Genomic DNA, 16,688 nt, shown 5'->3' on the forward strand with positions numbered 1-16,688 from the left:
GTATTTATTTTTTATATATAATAGTAAAATTTATTAAAGGATAGCACATGAATTTAAAAATAAATATCTATAATTTTTCAAAGAAGAATAAAAAATGAAATAAAGTATACAAAAAAATTAATCAATTCTATGATTTAAATTTCTTATCTATAAAAGGATTTGGAAATGAAAATTTAGTAGATGCTGATTTTTTTATGATCATTGTTAATAAAAAAACCAATCTGAAATATGTATTTGAAGTTGCTAAAACATTGCCAAAAAGAGCACTAGTTGTTTTTGAACAAAAACTTAAAAACTATTCTGACTTTGGTAAACAAAATAATGAAAATATTGACATGCTATTTTTTGAAAATAAAGTAAATGAAAATTTTTATAGCGCATTTTTACAAAACTTTATAAAGAATTCTTATTTTAATTCAGAAAACTTATACATTTTTCATAATGAAGTTAAGGATTTATGTGTAGATTGCATTGAGATTTTCTTTTCAAAAAATATTAGTAAAAATAATCGTTGTAAAAAGAACTATCTTATTTTTAAAGAAGGGGAAATACAATAATGAAAAAAATAAATATTTTTAAAATTGTTTTTAAATTTGTTAAATTCATTCATGGTGCCCTAGAAAAACCTTGTAAACTTTTTACAGGAACATCAAATAAACTAAAAAGAGAATTAAAATCAATTAATAGAATTTCTAAAATACTTTATAAGAAAAAGGAATTACAATTTAATATACCTTTGGAAAATATAGAAGAAACATCAATAACAACCAAAGATGGAATAAAAATTTCTATATCACTTTGCAGAATAAATGATGGTAATAAATGAGTAATTATGAATCATTGATTCACAGGTCATAAGTACTGAATGTATATTTGAGGAAAACCCTATATGGCAATGGGGTATAATATTTTAACTTATGATCTAAGAGATCATGGTAAAAGTGATAGTGTGAAAGAAATGACATTAGGTATCGCTGAAACAAGAGACCTGGAAGAAATAATAGATTTCTTAAATAATAGAGTTAAAGATGCATATATTGGATTATTTGGAGTTAGTTTAGGCGCTTTTATAATAAATAATATTGGAAATGATACACAACTAATTAAAAACAAAAATATTAAATGAGGGATTTCTGATGTTGGTTATATATCTCTAAATAGTTTGCTTGTGCATTTGCTTTCAAACAGAATGATCAAAATTGCAAAAAGAAAGAAAGATAAGTTAATTGAAAGTTTCTTTAATTATCAAAAATATTTGACAGGTATAGGTTTTGAAGAATATGATAGTTTAGATAAATTTCAATATCCTGTTTTTCCTTTTAGATATACACATGCAATCACTGATAATACAACCTGTCCTCTAGACAGTTTAAAATTCTTTTTAAAAAGACAATGCCCACAAGATGAAATAACTATTTATAAAAAAGGTGTTCATGCATTTTCACAAAGAGGGAATTATTATTCAATAGTAGCAGATAATATGAAATTTGTAGCTAAAATTGAAGGTGAAAATAATCAACTAAAGGAAGCTTATAAAATTATGAATGTTAATAAAAATTCAGGTTTTAAAAACAAAAAAACAATTGATATTAAAGGCAGCGAAATTACATTTAAAAAATAAAAACACTTATTTTTCAAAAATGAATGTAAGTGTTTTTAAATTTAAGTTCTTAGCATTATTGTAATTTTGTATTGTTTTAATATTTTTAAACTCCAATTCTTCAAGAATATTTTTAAATTCTTCAACACCATATCACCATAGTGTGAAAGGCTGAATTTCAAATTCAGAATTTCTTGTGTATTCTAACTCAGTGTAAGTTTTTTGGTTTATTCAGTCCATTGAAATTGACTTATTTTTTATTTTTATTATGTCACCATTTTCACAAGCAAAATCATACTCATGAATATTTCCTGGTTTGAAAGAAATAGGAAATATAAGATCCAAATAAATTCTTCCATTTTCTGTTAAGTGAGCTTTAAAATTATTTAAAACCAAAGTTATAATTTCTCTATCTAGTAAACAAAAACTTCCATTTGGCATTATTATTGTTTCAAATTTTAAATCAGTTTTAAACTCTTTTAAATCAGAAAGTATTAACTCAGATTCCATATTATATTTAATTAAATTTTGCTTATAAATATTTAACATTTGCTCAGAGTTATCTAATCCAATAACTTCAATCCCTTTTCTTAAAAGGGGAATTGCCATTCTTCCATTTCCAACTCCAGCCTCTAAAACAATTCCATCTCTTTGAATTAGTTCATTAGTGTAAAATTGTATGTCTCCATCAATTGATGTTCCTGGTGGTTTTGTTTGATCATATACTAATGAAGATAAACTCCCATAATAATTTTTTTTGTTATTTTTCATACTTATTATTATAATTGAAATTAGTTAAATTAAATTTTAAAAATGATGTAATAATTACATATTTAAAATAAAGTTTTAAAAGAATTATCTAAAAACTTTATTAAAGTTTGTCATTTTATACTTAAGCCTCAGCAAGTTAAGTGAAAACAATTATTTATAAAAATTTACTACTTTGCAATTAAAAATAAAAAAAAATATCAGTTTTAATTGTTGTTTCGCGTAAAAAATTGTGTGTTTATGAAAAAAGATATTATAATTTTAAAAAGAGGAATTCTATCTTTATTTAAACCTTTGAATTGTTATATTTACATTGATAGTTTTAAAATACTTATTATTTTAAAATATGTTTATATAAATAAAAAAGGCACTAAAGAAAATAAAATAAGAAGGAAAGAAAATGAATAATAATTTTGAATTAAAAGAGAAGAAAATTTGAATTAAATTGTATTGATGTACACTGATTATACTTGTTAGTTCTTTATTAATAACAACATTTTTTGATTACCAAATAACAGATTTTTTTACACAAGGTATGAACAATTATTTTTTAAGACAAATTGTTAATTTTGTAAGTTCTGGTGGTAATTTTGTGATAACTATTCCAATAGGGATAATAGTTGCAACAATTTTAGAAACCTTGTATTTTAAATATAAGATAAAAAATAATTTAATTAAATTTGCACCGTATATTTTGTTAATAGTTGGTTTGATATTTTTTGGCTCTCTTTATTGTATTCAGAAAGCTTCGTATACATTTTCTGATGATATTAAAAATAATACTTTAAACTCTATATGAATTAAGACATTAACAACATGAAAAGAACCAATAATAATATGTTCAATATGAATAATTTTAATGACAGTTATTCTTTCTTATGGAACATTCTTTTTTAGAGTTAAATTTGCCAGAAGAAGCGACATACTTCAAAACAAATACTGAATTGGTGCACTTGAAATGCTTACTGTTTTTCTAATATCTTATTTTACAGTATTAGTGTTAAAATTATTTTTTGCGCGACCATTTTATTTCTCAGTTGAATATAGAAATTTATTTGGTATGTCTGATTCAAATGAAATAGAGCATTTATTTGATGGGCTAACAATTGAAAATTATGCTAATCACCCAGGTGCTAAATTATTAATTGATTTATATTTACAAACTGAAGGTCTTGAACTAAACGATAGCAATTTTAAGTTGGCAACAGATTGAATGGCTCAAACATTATGGCAAATTCCATATGGTCCCGCACCAGAACCTGTTTGAAGATGAACATATTGATTCATACCAAATATTTTTTCAAGAGTTAATTCACATACAATTAATGACGGAGTTATTTATTGAAGTTCTCAAGCGTTTAATGGAGATTTTCCTTCAGGACATATAGAATTGCCACTTTCAATTTTTGGAACATTTTTTATTATAAAAAGAAGCGGTAGTGTTAACTTTAAAAATAAAAAAATATTATTATTTACAATTTTAACTTCAATCATGTTTGTATTAACTTTTTTCTTTATGATAGTTTACAGATTTCACTGAATAACAGATATGATTTTTACTCCAATTTTATATTTTGCATTTTTACCTATAGCTTACTTCAAAACAGAAAGATGAATTTACGCAATAATATTTCGATTTAGTAAAATCAAAAAGGTAATAATAACAGATAATGGTAACAAGACTGAATTTAAGATAGTTATAAATAATGAAAATCTTGTTTTTAAAATAAAGAAAAAAGGTAAAAAAGCTTTTAAATACGAGTATAAGATTAAAGCTAAATATCCTAGTCTATTGGTTGAAAGGATTTAGAGTTATTTAAATTAAATATAAAAAGCACAGTTTATTATTCCTGTGCTTTTTATATTTTTTATTTTATTTTATTTTTGCTTTTTTTCATTTGGTGTTCCAAATAACTTATTTTAAGCATAATTTTAACAACTCATATTACAATTGCTGCACTAATAGAGTCACACATTATTGAAAGAACTGTTGATATTTCAGAACCAGTATTTGACTGTTTAAAGAAATCAAATAAGAACAAAAGACTTAGAATACTTAAAGTTAATCCTGCTAAACCAAAGAAAAAACTGTATAAGTCTAGTCTATTAGCAAATTTTTCTAGTGGTAATATCTTTAAACCTTTTTCAAATTTTCTTTTTAATATAGTTCCACCATATTTAAAAGCGATTATTGCTGTTGCTGTACTTAATGTATCAAAGCAAACAGTTAATACTGTAAAAATAAATGAAGCTTCTGGATCTGCTTCTCCTCAAGTTTTTGAACTTAAACTTAAAAGACTCAATATTCCTAGGATAATTCCTATTGTTCCACAAAGTGCACTGATTAGCTCAATTGTTATAAGAATTCTTGTTTCTATTTTTATATTCTTTTTCATAAAAATTATTATACACCTTTAAACTTTTTTTGCATGAATTTGTGTTTTGACAGGCTTAAAGTGGATTTTAATTGTGTAATCTTGTATAATATTTTAAGCGAGTTAATGTACACGGGATTAACTCCTTGGCCCAAAGGCCCAAAGACCAAAAGGAGGACATTAAAAATGTTAAGAAAATATGAAGCAATGTTTATCTTAGACCAAGATACACAAGATGTTAACGCTTTATCATCAAGAATGATTGATATCATTTCTAAAGATGGAAAAGTAATCGAAAAAAACGATTTAGGATTAATCGAATTTGCATACAAAATTAACCATAAGAAAAAAGGACACTATTTTGTGATTATAGTTGAAGCTAGTGCTGAAGCTATTAAAGAATTTGAAAGAATTGCAAACATTGAAAAAAATGTTGTTAGAACTTTAATCATCAATACAGAAAATGAACAAGGTTACGAACAATCAGTTCAATTATCAAAAACTGATATGACTAAATTTGAAGAAGAAAGAAAAGCAAAAAGAGATTTCAAAAAACCTTTTGTTAAAAAAGAATTTACTAAAACAACTGAAAAAAGAAATTTTGAAAAACCTTTAGAAACAACAACTGAAGTTAAGGCTGCTAAAGTTGTTGAAGAAGTTTCACACGAAGAAGCTCATGATTTCGTTTCAAAAATGGAAGAAAAATATAAAGCTCACTTAGCTGAAACTGTTGAAGAACACGTTGAAGAAGTTGAAGTTAAAGAAACAACTACAGCTAAAAAAGAAACTGCACCTAAAATGTCAGCTGCTGAGAGAGCTAAAATTGATGGATCACACAATATTGATGAAGAAAGATATGAATTACAAAAATATTCAAACAAATTAAGAAGTGTTGCAATCGAAAAAAACTTATCAAAAAAATTACAAGAAGTTAACTTAAGAGATTTAACTAAAAAAGAACTAATCGAATACATGAGAAAAGTTCGTGCTGCATTAGCTAAATAGTTATATAATCAAAGTAAGAAAAATATAAGTTCATTGAACTTAAAAAGGAGCAGTAAGCTATGAATCAAGTATGTTTAATAGGAAGAATTACAAAAGACATTGAATTAAGAAATACAACTAATGGACAAGGAAAATTTGTTTCATTCACATTAGCTGTTAGTGAATATTCTGGACAAAAAGAAATTACAAACTTTATTCCTTGTTTTGCTTTTAACAACACTGCTGAAAATATGGCTAGATTTTTATCAAAAGGAAGTCTAATATCAGTTTCAGGTAGAGTTAATGTTAGAACATCACAAAACGATGGAAAATATGAAACTATTGTAACTATTACTGCCGACCGTGTAAACTTTTTAGAATCTGCTAAAAATAGAGGATCAAACAACTCTGTTGAAACAAATTCAAACATCAATTTAGATTCACCTATTCAAAATAGAACTTCATCTAGTGCATCAAATAATGTGCAAACAGAAGAAATCATTTTAAGCGAAGATGAATCAATTTTATGAGATTAATATAAATTAGAAAGGCTACTAAAATTATGGCAATGAAAAAATTCGTTAAAAAAAGAAAAAAAGTTAACTTTTTTGCTAAAAACAAAATTAACTACATCGATTACAAAGATGTTGAATTATTAAAAAAATTCATTTCAGGAAATGGACAAATCTTACCAAGAAGAATTACTGGTACATCTCCAAAACACCAAAGACAATTGGCTGTTGCAATTAAAAGAGCACGTCAAATGGCTTTATTACCATACGTAATTGACTAATTAAATCAAAAAACCGTCATTTATTGATGGTTTTTTATTTTATCATGTTTTTTTAAAATGATACAGCAATAGAATATGTTAATTAAAGTAAAGTGATTTATAATATTATTAAGTTTAAAATGACTTAGGAGGTTTTTTATGAAAGTAATTTTTTTACAAGACGTAAAAGGACAAGGGAAAAAAGACGAGATAAAGGAAATAAGCGATGGTTATGCAAGAAACTTCTTAATTCCAAAAGGTCTAGCTAAAATAGCAACTGAAGGTAGTGTAAAAACAGTTAAAAACAGAAAAATTGTTGAAGAGCAAGAAAAAGATTTAGCTATTGCAGAAACTAAGCAATTAAAATCATTGTTAGAAGAAATAACATTAAAATTTAAATTGCAAATAAACGAAGGAAAAGCTTTCCATTCAATTTCAAATCAAGATATAGTAGATCAATTAAAAAACTTATACAAAATTGACTTAGATAAAAGAAAATTTGTTAATTTTAAAAACCTAAATCAATTAGGTTTACATTATATAATTATAAAATTAGGATTTGGTATTGAAGCCAAATTAAAAGTAGAAGTTCAAGGGGTATAAAATGAGCAGAAAAGATATGAGTGAAAATAACTTATATTCAGTCGAAAAGATGGTTTTAGCTATTGCTATGCATTCTCCAAATGCATTACCTGATATTATGACTGGTTTAGTTGCTGATGACTTTTTAGATTCAACACACAAAATAATTTTTCAAGCAATCACAGAATTACACACACAAAGCAAAGAGGTTACTATTAACTCTGTTGCAAATCAAATTGAGAAAAAAGGAAATTTAGAATCAATTGGTGGAATTCAAAGATTGCAAGATATAGCTTTAGATTTCTTTTCAGATGAAGGAATTGAAAACTTTATTGAGGATATTTTTTATGCAAGTTCATCAAGAAAATTTGATGCAGCGCTAAGAAGAGTGCAAAACTTAAGAAGAGAAGAGCAAATGGATATTGAAACATCTATTAATGAAATGCAAAAAGAGTTATTAAAAATTGACCTTAATGCACAAAAAAATGATGTTCAAAGTATACATGTTTCAACAGAATCATTGATTAAAAAAATTCAAGAATTAGAAAAGAGAAGTGAAACTTTAACAGGTATTCCAACAGATTTGTTTGAATTAGACGAAATAACTTCAGGACTTCAAGAGGGTGACCTTATTATTCTAGCAGCTCGTCCAAGTATGGGGAAAACTGCTTTTGCTCTAAACCTTGCATACAATGCAGCAAGACATAAAAATGGTGTTGCTGTATTCTCACTAGAAATGCCAGCTGAACAATTAACACAAAGAATTATGACAATGGTTTCAAAAATTGATTCAAGAAAATTAAGAACAGGTAAAAATATTTCAAAAGCTGAATGAAGTAACTTATTGGCATCTAAAGAAATTGTTTCTCAATTACCAATTTATATTGATGATACTCCAGGGATTACTGTTCAACAAATTCAATCAAAGTTATATAAATTAAAGAGAGATCATGACGTAAAATTCTGTGTTGTGGATTACCTTCAATTAATTAGCTCAACAAATGGATCTGCTGATAGACAGAACGAAATATCAAATATTTCACGTCAACTAAAAAGAGTTGCTAGGGAGTTAAGAATACCTATTGTTTGTTTATCACAACTTTCAAGAAGTGTTGAAAAACGTGAAGATAAAAGACCTATAATGTCTGACTTACGTGATTCAGGAGCTATTGAACAAGATGCTGATATTATTATGTTTTTATATCGAGATGATTATTACAAACATAAAGACGCAAATGAAGAAGAAAACAAAATTGTTGATCAAGTAAGTTCAACAGATTTAATTCTTTCTAAGCATAGAAATGGTGCAACTGGAACCATCAACATATTATTTGATAAAAGTCATGGAAAATTCATGGATAAAGGATAATTGAAATGGGAGAAATTCCATTTTTTTTGTTATAATTATACAAGATATGCTCATAAGGAGGATTTATGAAGAAATTATTATCTATTATTACAGCATTAACTGTAGCAGCATCAGCAACTAGCAGTTTAGTGTCATGTAAAGTAATTACAAATGAATTTAAAATTGAAGTCCCTGAATATGAACAGTCATTAAAATATGAATTTAAGGATGGTCAATATAAACCAAAAGAGTCATATAAAAATACTGAAGCAGATGTTAAAAAAGCTCTTGATGGTGCAACAGGGACTTTTGCTTCATCACTAGTTACTGATATGATTAACTCCTTATTTTTTAATGCTAACTTAAGCGTTACTGAAAACTCAAAAGATATATGACAATATTTATTTAGAACAGATAAAGAAGGTATATATGCTGATGGTCAATATAGAACTGCTGGTTTCAAGAAAAGTCAAAATGAAGAAATTGATAAATATTATTCAGAAATTACAAATATTACATCTTTATTAGGATTAATGCAATATTCAGAATGAACTAATTCAAACTCAAATGAAGTTCAATCATTAGATGAAAGCGGTAAACCATTTGTTTTAGGAAAAGAAACAATAGACTTAATTAATGAAAGCAATATGTTTGAAAGTTCAAATAATCAAGGTATCACAAATGTCAAAATTAATTCAACTCCAAAATTATATAAAGGAAATATTGGTCTGGCATCTAAAACAAATAATGGAAGTTCTGACGCCAAAGAAACAGTGTATGAGCCAATTGATATAACAAAAGCAGATTATAATTTTAAATATATTTCTACAGATACAAACTATAATGAAAAGACAGCAAAAGAAACTGAAGACAGTAAGGGCACAAAAGGATATGTAGATTACATATCAGGAACTAACCTTTCAGCAGATTTCTTTTCTCAATTATTAATATCATCACCAGAGGCTGATTCAACTCCTGAATTAGATATTCAAGTTCAAAGAGTTGAAAAGCAATCTGAAACAAGTAAAGAAAACTTCAAAAAACAAGGCCTAGTTTTAAATTCTGAAAAATCTGAAAAAGATACTGATCCTATTGTGTTCGAATATACTCAAGATGAAAAGGGAAATAGAACAAGTTATGCATATGGTTATTCTTTAATACCTTTAGCGCCTGTTAATTTAGAGTTGACATACAATAACAATCGAGATTTAAAAACAGGTGAACCTAAACCAGGAAGCCAAAATTATAAAATAAATTTAACTATTGATGGACTAAGCGCAGCATTTAAACCAGTTCTAAGTTTTACTTCAAATTTAGATCTAGAGGGTAAAAAAACTGATAAAGATGGTATTCCATATGTTGGGTGAAGATTTATGAATTATCAATTCAATTCAAAAAATATTATAGGTTATGATGAAAAAGGAATTCAATTTACTGAAAAACCAAGTAAAAAAATGACTGCAACAAATAAAAAATTCAATGATTTTAATATTACTGATTTAACATTTGAAAAAGCTTAATTAAGAATCTTAAAAGTGTCATTTGACGCTTTTTTTGTTTAAAAAAACAAAAATTATTTAATACAAGTATAATAATATTAAGTATTTTAGCTTGAGAGGAGATATGATGGATAATTTTTTAAAATGATTAATGTCTGGAAACCATCTAGCATATGCTTCTAGTTTGCTAACATTTTGTTGTTTAACTCTTTTTGGTTTAGGTTCTTTCATATATAAAAAATATTTAGTTAGAAAGGGAGAATTATTTATTTCTCCTACTTTTAATACTAAAAATATTACTTACATGGGAATAATGATAGCATGTTCTGTTTCAGTTACTGTTGTTATTTCATTGGTTGCTCCTATTACTGTTTTTCCACCAATTAGAGTTGCTTTTGAAGGAATTATGATTAAAATAACCGGTATGATTTTCGGACCAATAATTGGATTAATTGTTGGATTAATTACAGAGTTGCTAACTATGTTATTTATTCCGTCATTTATTCACCCAGCTTATTTTATAGTAGCTATTGGTTTTGGTTTTTGAGCAGGTATGGCTTCATTCACATTTAAATTAAAATCTAAACAACAATGAATAACAATTACAATAATTACTCTATTTATAATTGCTGCAACTGCTTTTTTATACAATACACTTCAACATTTAAGAACTGATGAAAACGGAAATGTTAAATTATTTGGTATACCAGTTAAAAAAGAATTAATTCCAATGCTATTCATTATCATGATGGGAGTACTATTATTAATTTGCTATATTATGTGTGGTATTTTTGTTTTATTAAAAAAACAAAAATGATTAGAAATAATTCTTCCAATATTCCTTATTTGTATAGTTACAGAAATACTAATAACTGTTTTAACTGCTGCTTGAGGTGACGCAGGATTATTAACTTCAAATACAGACGATGGTTATATTAGTATGGTTGCTTTAAGGGTAGTTCAAATTCCGTTAAAAATTATTTTCAATACAGCCTTACTATCAACTGTTTATTCGGTTCTAAGACCGCTAATTAAAAAATAATATGAAAGGATCTATATGAAATTATTTGATACATTAACTCAACAACAAAAAAATATAAATAAAGAAGTTATCAATATATATTCATGTGGTCCAACAATATATGACTATATTCATATAGGTAATGCTAGACCAATAATTCTAATGGATACCTTGATTAGATTTTTAGAATCAAAAGGTATTAAAGTTAATTTTTTACAAAACATTACAGATATTGATGACAAAATAATTGAAAAAGCATTACAAGAAAATAAAACAGAAAAAGAAATAACAGACAAATACTTGTCTGCGTTTTTACAAAACTTAAAAGATTTGAAAATTAGAATGCCTGATAAATTGATTCCCATAAGTGAGAAAATAAATGAAATGAATTTGTTTATTCAAGATTTAGTTAAATTAGAAGCTGCATACAATGTTGACGGTGATGTTTATTTTGATATACAAAAATTTTCAGATGAATATGGGAAATTATCAAATAAAAAAATAAATGATTTGATTTCAGGAAACAGAGTAGAAATAGAAAACAAAAAAAATAACCCTTTAGATTTTAGTATATGAAAAAAAACTGAAAAAGGTATAACATTTGATTCTAATTTTGGTAAAGGTAGACCAGGTTGACATACAGAGTGTGTTTTATTGATAGATGAATATTTTAAAGGTCAAACAATAGACATTCACTCAGGTGGTATTGACTTACAGTTTCCCCATCATGAAAATGAAAGAATTCAGTTTATAGCGAAGCACGGAAAAGAAATATCTGATATTTGAGTTCACAATGGGCATTTAACTATTAATGGTGAAAAAATGAGCAAATCATTAGGTAATACAATGACACTTACTAATTTTTTAGCAAATTATAATTCAGATATATTAAGATGAATATTTTTAACAACTTACTATAAACAGCCATTAAATATAAATGATGATTTGATTGAACAAGCAAATAAATTTATTCAAAAAATAAATAATTTAAGCAAAAAAATAAAACAATTATTAATTGAAAATAAAATTGATCAAACTAGCCAATTTGACGAAGAAATTATAAAACAATTTAAAATTCACATGGAAAATGACTTAAATACTTCAAGAGTTTTAACTTTATTGGAAGACACACTTAAAGATATTAATAAACTTTTATCTTCAAAAGAATTTGATGATTTATTTTTAAAAATAAATTCTTTGAACAACATTTTAGATACATTAGGACTTTCAATAAATGTAAATACTTTTGTTTCAAAAGATGACCATAATTTATTTTTATCTTGAAAAAAAATAGTAAACGAAAAAGATTTTGAAAAAGCAGATGAAATAAGAGAAATTTTAATTAGTAAAGGGATTTTATAAAATGGAAAATTTAAGTTTAATTTACGGGAAACACGCAGTTAAAGAATTTATAAAAAAACATCCTAATTTAATTAAAAAAATATATGTTTCAAGTGATTTTAAAATAGATAAATTAAATCATGAATTTCAGATTTTAAAAGTCGACTTGAAGAAAATAGAAAATCTAGTTGGGAATGAAGTTAATCACCAAGGTGTCGTAGCTGAAGTTAAAGAGTTTAATTACAAACCTTTTGGTGAAGTATTAAAAGAGATGGCAGATGATGAACCAAAATTAGTTTTAATTTTAGACCAAATTCAAGACCCGTACAATTTTGGTGCAATAATTAGAAGTTCTAGTTTGCTGGGTGTTGATCAGATTGTTATTTTAGATCATAAACAAGTTTTTGTTAATTCAACTGTTGTAAAAACATCAGCTGGAACTGTATATGATATGAATATTAGTAAAGTAACAAATTTAAGCAATGCAATTAAGGACTTACAAAAAAAAGGTTTTTGAATATATTCAACACATTTAAACTCAGAATCTTGTGATATGAGAAAAGTTGATTTTGCAAATAAAACAGCCATTGTAATTGGAAACGAACACAAAGGTGTAAGTGAGTTAGTTATGAAAAATAGTGATATGAATGTATTTATACCATCAACTAATACAATAGATTCATATAATGCTAACGTAGCCACATCTCTAATTCTATTTCATGTTGCCAATTATATTGGAAAACTTAAATAATAAATGTATAATAATCATAGTTATTAGGAGGTCAACCTCCTTTTTAATTAGACAATGACTTGATTGAGGAGGGTTAATATGCATAAAACAAAATCTACGAGAAAAATAATTTTAGTATGTGAAGATTGTTTAAGTAGAAATTATTCGCTGAATAAAAGTAACTTAACTCAAAAAGAACGTTTAGAAATCAAGAAATTTTGCGCAATGTGCAATAAACACACATTACATAAGGAAACAAGATAATGGCTAATAAAAAACAAGATCAAGTAATATTAGAAGAAAACAACATTCAAAAAGAAAACTTAGATAAATCTAAGAAAAAGAAAATTAAAATTTCTAAAGAAACTAAAAAATCAATCAAAGTCAAAAAGCAAAAAGAAAAGAAAAACTTTAAATTAGCAATTAAAGAATTGCCAATTAAAATAGTTAAAGAACTAAACAAAATTAAATGATCGGGATGAGATAACCTTAAGAAAAAATACATAATTGTTTTATTATTTATGGTATTTTTTGCAATATTGTTTTTCTGTATTGGATTAGGTATTGAAGCATTATTTAGATTAATTAATGTATATTAAAAAGGGGAGAAAATATGAATAAAGAAGAATTATTAAAATTAGAAGCTGAAATTTTAGCTTCAAAGGGTCAATGATTTGTTGTTAACTCACAAACAGGACATGAAGAAAAGGTTTTAAATGACTTAAAAAATAAAATTAAAGCTGAAAAAATGGAAGATCAAGTTTTTGATATTAAAATTTCAAAGGGTTTAGTTTTAACTAAAACTGGAAAACAAAAAGAAAAAAACTTATTTCCAGGATATTTATTTATTAACATGATTATGTCTGAAGAATCATGATTCGTTGTTCGTAACACTCCAGGTGTAACAGGATTTATTGGATCATCAGGTCGTGGAGCTAAGCCGTTCCCATTAACAGTTGATGAAGTTATTGAAATGTTAGTACCAAAAACAGAAGTAATTGTTGAAGAAGTTAAAACTACTGAGAATGAAACTGTTGCTAAAAAACCATTATTCACAGCTCCATTTGTTGTTGGAGACTTTGTAAGAGTTAAAGAAGGAATCAATGCAGGAGAAGAGGGTGAAGTAAGTTCAATGGACTTTGAAAAAGGTGTTGCTATTGTTCTTATTGAAATGTTTGGTAGATACACAAACCTTGAAATTTCTTTTGAAAACGTTGAACCAGTTAAAGAATACTAATAATAAATTAAATGACGTAAGTCATTTTTTATTTTGCATTGTTTATGTTAAAATATTTAAAAGCAAAACTGATCTAATCTAACGTTAATCGCGATTAGTGAATTTATATAAATTAAAATAATAAGGAGAAACTAAATGTCAAAAATTAAATTTATGGCACTTGGTGGACAAGATGAAAGAGGAAAAAATCTTTTCGTTTTAGATATTGATGATAATCTTTTCGTTTTAGATGCCGGTGTTAAATATCCTGATAAAGGAATTTTAGGTGTAGATATAGTTACACCAAAACTAGATTACTTAAAAAATAATAAACAAAAAATTAAAGGAATTTTTTTAACAAATTCTGCAAGTTACAACATGGGGTCTGTTCCATACATTTTAAAAACAATGGATATTCCAGTTTATTGTAATGAAATTACTCAATTAGTTGGAAAAATTAAAATATCAAGAATGCGTATTAAAAATACAAAAGATCAAAACTTTGTTGTTGTTAAAGATAAGCAAATTTTAGATTTTGGAAAAGTAAAAGTTGAAGTATTTAGAACTACGTCAGCTTCACCTCAATCATATGGTTATGCTTTCCATACTGAAGAAGGAACAATTGTATATGCTGGAGATTATATTATTGATGGTAAAGAGCAATCATACTTTTCAACAGATTTTAACCATATAAATGAAATTGGTAAAAAAGGTGTTCTTGCTTTAATTGCGGATAGTGAATATGCGTCAAGAAGTGGGTTCACTGTTCCTAATCATAAAATTGAAAGCTTTATTTCTACTTCATTTAAAGAAAAGAAAACTAAAATAGCTATTGGTATTTTTGAAGAAGATATTTTTAAATTAGGTGAAATTTGCATGGCAGCAAAAGAAAATAATCGTAAAATTGCTGTTTATGGAAGAACAATGACAGAAATACTAAAATCAAATTTAATAAATGAAAATCTACAAATTGCTGAAGAAGATATTATTACTGTTGAAGAATACATGAAATCTGAAAATGGTCTTTTAATTATTTCAGGAACAGGAGATGTTCTATATTCAAAACTAGCAAAAATCGCTACAGGTAATGATGAAGTTGTTGAGTTTACAGAAAAAGATTTAATCATCTTAGCAACACCACCAGCGCCAGGTGTTGAAAAAAGACATGCACAAATTCTTGATGAATTAGCAAGAACAGATGCTAGGTTAATTGCATTAAGTGATAGAAATATTTGATCAATGCACGCATCTTATGAAGATATTAAAGTTTTCACAAGTATGTTAAACCCAAAATACTTTATCCCAGTCAAATCACTATTTAAAGACTCTTTAAAAGCTGAAAAAGCAGCAATAGAAGCTGGTGTAAATGAAAGAAATGTTGTTATATTAGATAATGGTCAAGTTGCTAATATTTCAAAAAATTCAATTTCTATAGCTGATAAAAAAGTTGATATAGGTAATTCATATGTTGATCAAGCTGGAGTTGGAGACGTTGGAGCTATAGTTTTAAATGAAAGAAAATTATTAGCAACCGATGGCGTAATGATTATTGGTGCAACAATTGACTCAAGAAATAAAGAATTGATTTCAATGATTGATACTCAAATGCGTGGAGTTTTATATATTAAAGAAGAAAATCCAATTTTTAAAATAATTCAAAAAGAAATTGAATCACTTTTAGAACAAGGCCAAAGTCAATTTAAAGAAAACCCAAATAAATATGATATTAATGAAATTAAAAAAGATATAGCTACAAGAGTTAAAACATTAATAAAACAAGAATCTGGTAAACAACCAATTGTTTTAGTAATAGTTAATGAATATGATGGTAAAGACTATGTGTTTAAACCAAGAAATAATTCAAATAGAAATAACTATAGAAACAATAGTAACAACAATAACAAAAAAGGATCAAACTAATTGATCCTTTTTCTATACTGTATACATTATTATAATAATCATAAATATTAAGAATGGTAATAGAGAGAATGTAATTGTGTTTCTTCATCTAATTAAAATGGCTTCTTCTTTAGTATAAGTTTTTTGATATCTTAATCTTTTATCATTAAAATAGTTTATCGCTTTTCTGTTTCTAATGTAGTTAATAATAAAAATAGCTAAAATCTCAATACATAAATATGCTGTAGCAACAAAAGCTGTTGCGTCAATAAATCTTTTTTCGCTTGTTATATTAGGAGCAATACTTGCAACATTTTTGAATGCATAACCAAGTCCAAAACTTAGTCCTATACCAATTAAAGTAATACCTAAAATTGATACTCAGCTTACTCAATTAAATTTTTTGATTTCTCTAAAATTTTTCATTTTAGTATAATTTTCAGCTGCTTTTAGATCACTATTTAATTCTTTATTAATATCCTTATAGTGTTGATCTAAACCTTCTTTTCTTAATTTTTTAAGGTTATTTAATTCTTTTTTTGCCATATTTGCT

19 protein-coding genes are annotated in these 16,688 nt (G+C 25.9%); 16 read left to right on the forward strand and 3 right to left on the reverse strand.

Annotated elements, in window-relative coordinates:
* The first annotated feature begins 47 nt into the window (after positions 1–47).
* Together MCOLE_RS00440 and MCOLE_RS00445 are read left to right on the forward strand one after the other, a co-directional pair.
* On the forward strand, positions 48–557 hold the full coding sequence (locus MCOLE_RS00440) for a hypothetical protein (protein WP_100670516.1): 510 nt from the start codon (positions 48–50) through the stop codon (positions 555–557).
* Positions 557–1,621, forward strand: coding sequence for an alpha/beta hydrolase (locus MCOLE_RS00445; protein ID WP_100670518.1), 1,065 nt, complete (start codon positions 557–559; stop codon positions 1,619–1,621). The genes MCOLE_RS00440 and MCOLE_RS00445 overlap by 1 nt, the downstream gene beginning before the upstream one ends.
* Before the next feature lie 6 nt (positions 1,622–1,627).
* Here the strand turns inward: MCOLE_RS00445 and MCOLE_RS00450 are convergent, their stop codons facing one another.
* Positions 1,628–2,371 (reverse strand): class I SAM-dependent methyltransferase, encoded by a 744-nt coding sequence (locus MCOLE_RS00450; protein WP_100670520.1) that lies wholly within the window; start codon positions 2,369–2,371, stop codon positions 1,628–1,630.
* 397 nt (positions 2,372–2,768) lie between these two features.
* Between MCOLE_RS00450 and MCOLE_RS00455 the strand changes: the two genes are divergently transcribed.
* Positions 2,769–4,178, forward strand: a complete 1,410-nt coding sequence (locus tag MCOLE_RS00455) for a hypothetical protein (protein WP_100670522.1) — start codon at positions 2,769–2,771, stop codon at positions 4,176–4,178.
* Between the two features lie 58 nt (positions 4,179–4,236).
* Here MCOLE_RS00455 and MCOLE_RS00460 read toward each other — a convergent pair whose 3' ends face one another.
* A complete protein-coding gene (locus MCOLE_RS00460) occupies positions 4,237–4,764 on the reverse strand; it encodes a hypothetical protein (RefSeq protein ID WP_100670524.1) in 528 nt (175 codons plus the stop codon).
* Positions 4,765–4,929: 165 nt separating this feature from the next.
* Between MCOLE_RS00460 and rpsF the strand changes: the two genes are divergently transcribed.
* From rpsF to MCOLE_RS00525, 13 genes are all read left to right on the forward strand, one after another.
* Positions 4,930–5,748, forward strand: coding sequence for a 30S ribosomal protein S6 (gene rpsF / locus MCOLE_RS00465; protein ID WP_100670526.1), 819 nt, complete (start codon positions 4,930–4,932; stop codon positions 5,746–5,748).
* A gap of 59 nt (positions 5,749–5,807) precedes the next feature.
* Entirely contained in the window at positions 5,808–6,263 is a 456-nt protein-coding gene (locus MCOLE_RS00470; RefSeq protein WP_100670528.1) for a single-stranded DNA-binding protein, read from the forward strand.
* A gap of 26 nt (positions 6,264–6,289) precedes the next feature.
* Entirely contained in the window at positions 6,290–6,520 is a 231-nt protein-coding gene (gene rpsR / locus MCOLE_RS00475) for a 30S ribosomal protein S18 (RefSeq protein WP_011182979.1), read from the forward strand.
* A 138-nt stretch (positions 6,521–6,658) separates the two neighbouring features.
* The gene (rplI, locus tag MCOLE_RS00480) at positions 6,659–7,102 is read left to right on the forward strand and encodes a 50S ribosomal protein L9 (RefSeq protein WP_100670530.1); all 444 of its coding nucleotides are present in this window, start codon (positions 6,659–6,661) and stop codon (positions 7,100–7,102) included.
* 1 nt (position 7,103) lies between these two features.
* Positions 7,104–8,450 (forward strand): replicative DNA helicase, encoded by a 1,347-nt coding sequence (dnaB, locus tag MCOLE_RS00485; RefSeq protein ID WP_100670532.1) that lies wholly within the window; start codon positions 7,104–7,106, stop codon positions 8,448–8,450.
* A gap of 65 nt (positions 8,451–8,515) precedes the next feature.
* A complete protein-coding gene (locus tag MCOLE_RS00490; protein WP_100670534.1) occupies positions 8,516–9,949 on the forward strand; it encodes a hypothetical protein in 1,434 nt (477 codons plus the stop codon).
* A 106-nt stretch (positions 9,950–10,055) separates the two neighbouring features.
* The gene (locus tag MCOLE_RS00495) at positions 10,056–10,970 is read left to right on the forward strand and encodes an ECF transporter S component (protein ID WP_244161454.1); all 915 of its coding nucleotides are present in this window, start codon (positions 10,056–10,058) and stop codon (positions 10,968–10,970) included.
* Between the two features lie 15 nt (positions 10,971–10,985).
* A complete protein-coding gene (gene cysS, locus MCOLE_RS00500; RefSeq protein WP_100670538.1) occupies positions 10,986–12,311 on the forward strand; it encodes a cysteine--tRNA ligase in 1,326 nt (441 codons plus the stop codon).
* A gap of 1 nt (position 12,312) precedes the next feature.
* Positions 12,313–13,041 carry a 23S rRNA (guanosine(2251)-2'-O)-methyltransferase RlmB gene (gene rlmB / locus MCOLE_RS00505; RefSeq protein WP_100670540.1) on the forward strand — a complete coding sequence of 243 codons (729 nt, stop codon included), beginning with the start codon at positions 12,313–12,315 and terminating at the stop codon, positions 13,039–13,041.
* Positions 13,042–13,119: 78 nt separating this feature from the next.
* Complete coding sequence (rpmG, locus tag MCOLE_RS00510) at positions 13,120–13,284, forward strand: 50S ribosomal protein L33 (RefSeq protein WP_099650950.1); 165 nt, start codon at positions 13,120–13,122, stop codon at positions 13,282–13,284.
* On the forward strand, positions 13,284–13,619 hold the full coding sequence (secE, locus tag MCOLE_RS00515) for a preprotein translocase subunit SecE (RefSeq protein WP_100670542.1): 336 nt from the start codon (positions 13,284–13,286) through the stop codon (positions 13,617–13,619). The genes rpmG and secE overlap by 1 nt, the downstream gene beginning before the upstream one ends.
* 14 nt (positions 13,620–13,633) lie before the next feature.
* Complete coding sequence (nusG, locus tag MCOLE_RS00520) at positions 13,634–14,257, forward strand: transcription termination/antitermination protein NusG (protein ID WP_100670544.1); 624 nt, start codon at positions 13,634–13,636, stop codon at positions 14,255–14,257.
* A gap of 135 nt (positions 14,258–14,392) precedes the next feature.
* The gene (locus MCOLE_RS00525) at positions 14,393–16,156 is read left to right on the forward strand and encodes a ribonuclease J (protein WP_100670546.1); all 1,764 of its coding nucleotides are present in this window, start codon (positions 14,393–14,395) and stop codon (positions 16,154–16,156) included.
* 12 nt (positions 16,157–16,168) lie between these two features.
* Here the strand turns inward: MCOLE_RS00525 and MCOLE_RS00530 are convergent, their stop codons facing one another.
* A complete protein-coding gene (locus MCOLE_RS00530) occupies positions 16,169–16,681 on the reverse strand; it encodes a MotA/TolQ/ExbB proton channel family protein (protein WP_100670548.1) in 513 nt (170 codons plus the stop codon).
* Between the last annotated feature and the right edge of the window lie 7 nt (positions 16,682–16,688).

The sequence above is a fragment of the Mesoplasma coleopterae genome (genome assembly GCF_002804245.1).
GTDB lineage: Bacteria > Bacillota_I > Bacilli_A > Mycoplasmatales > Mycoplasmataceae > Mesoplasma > Mesoplasma coleopterae.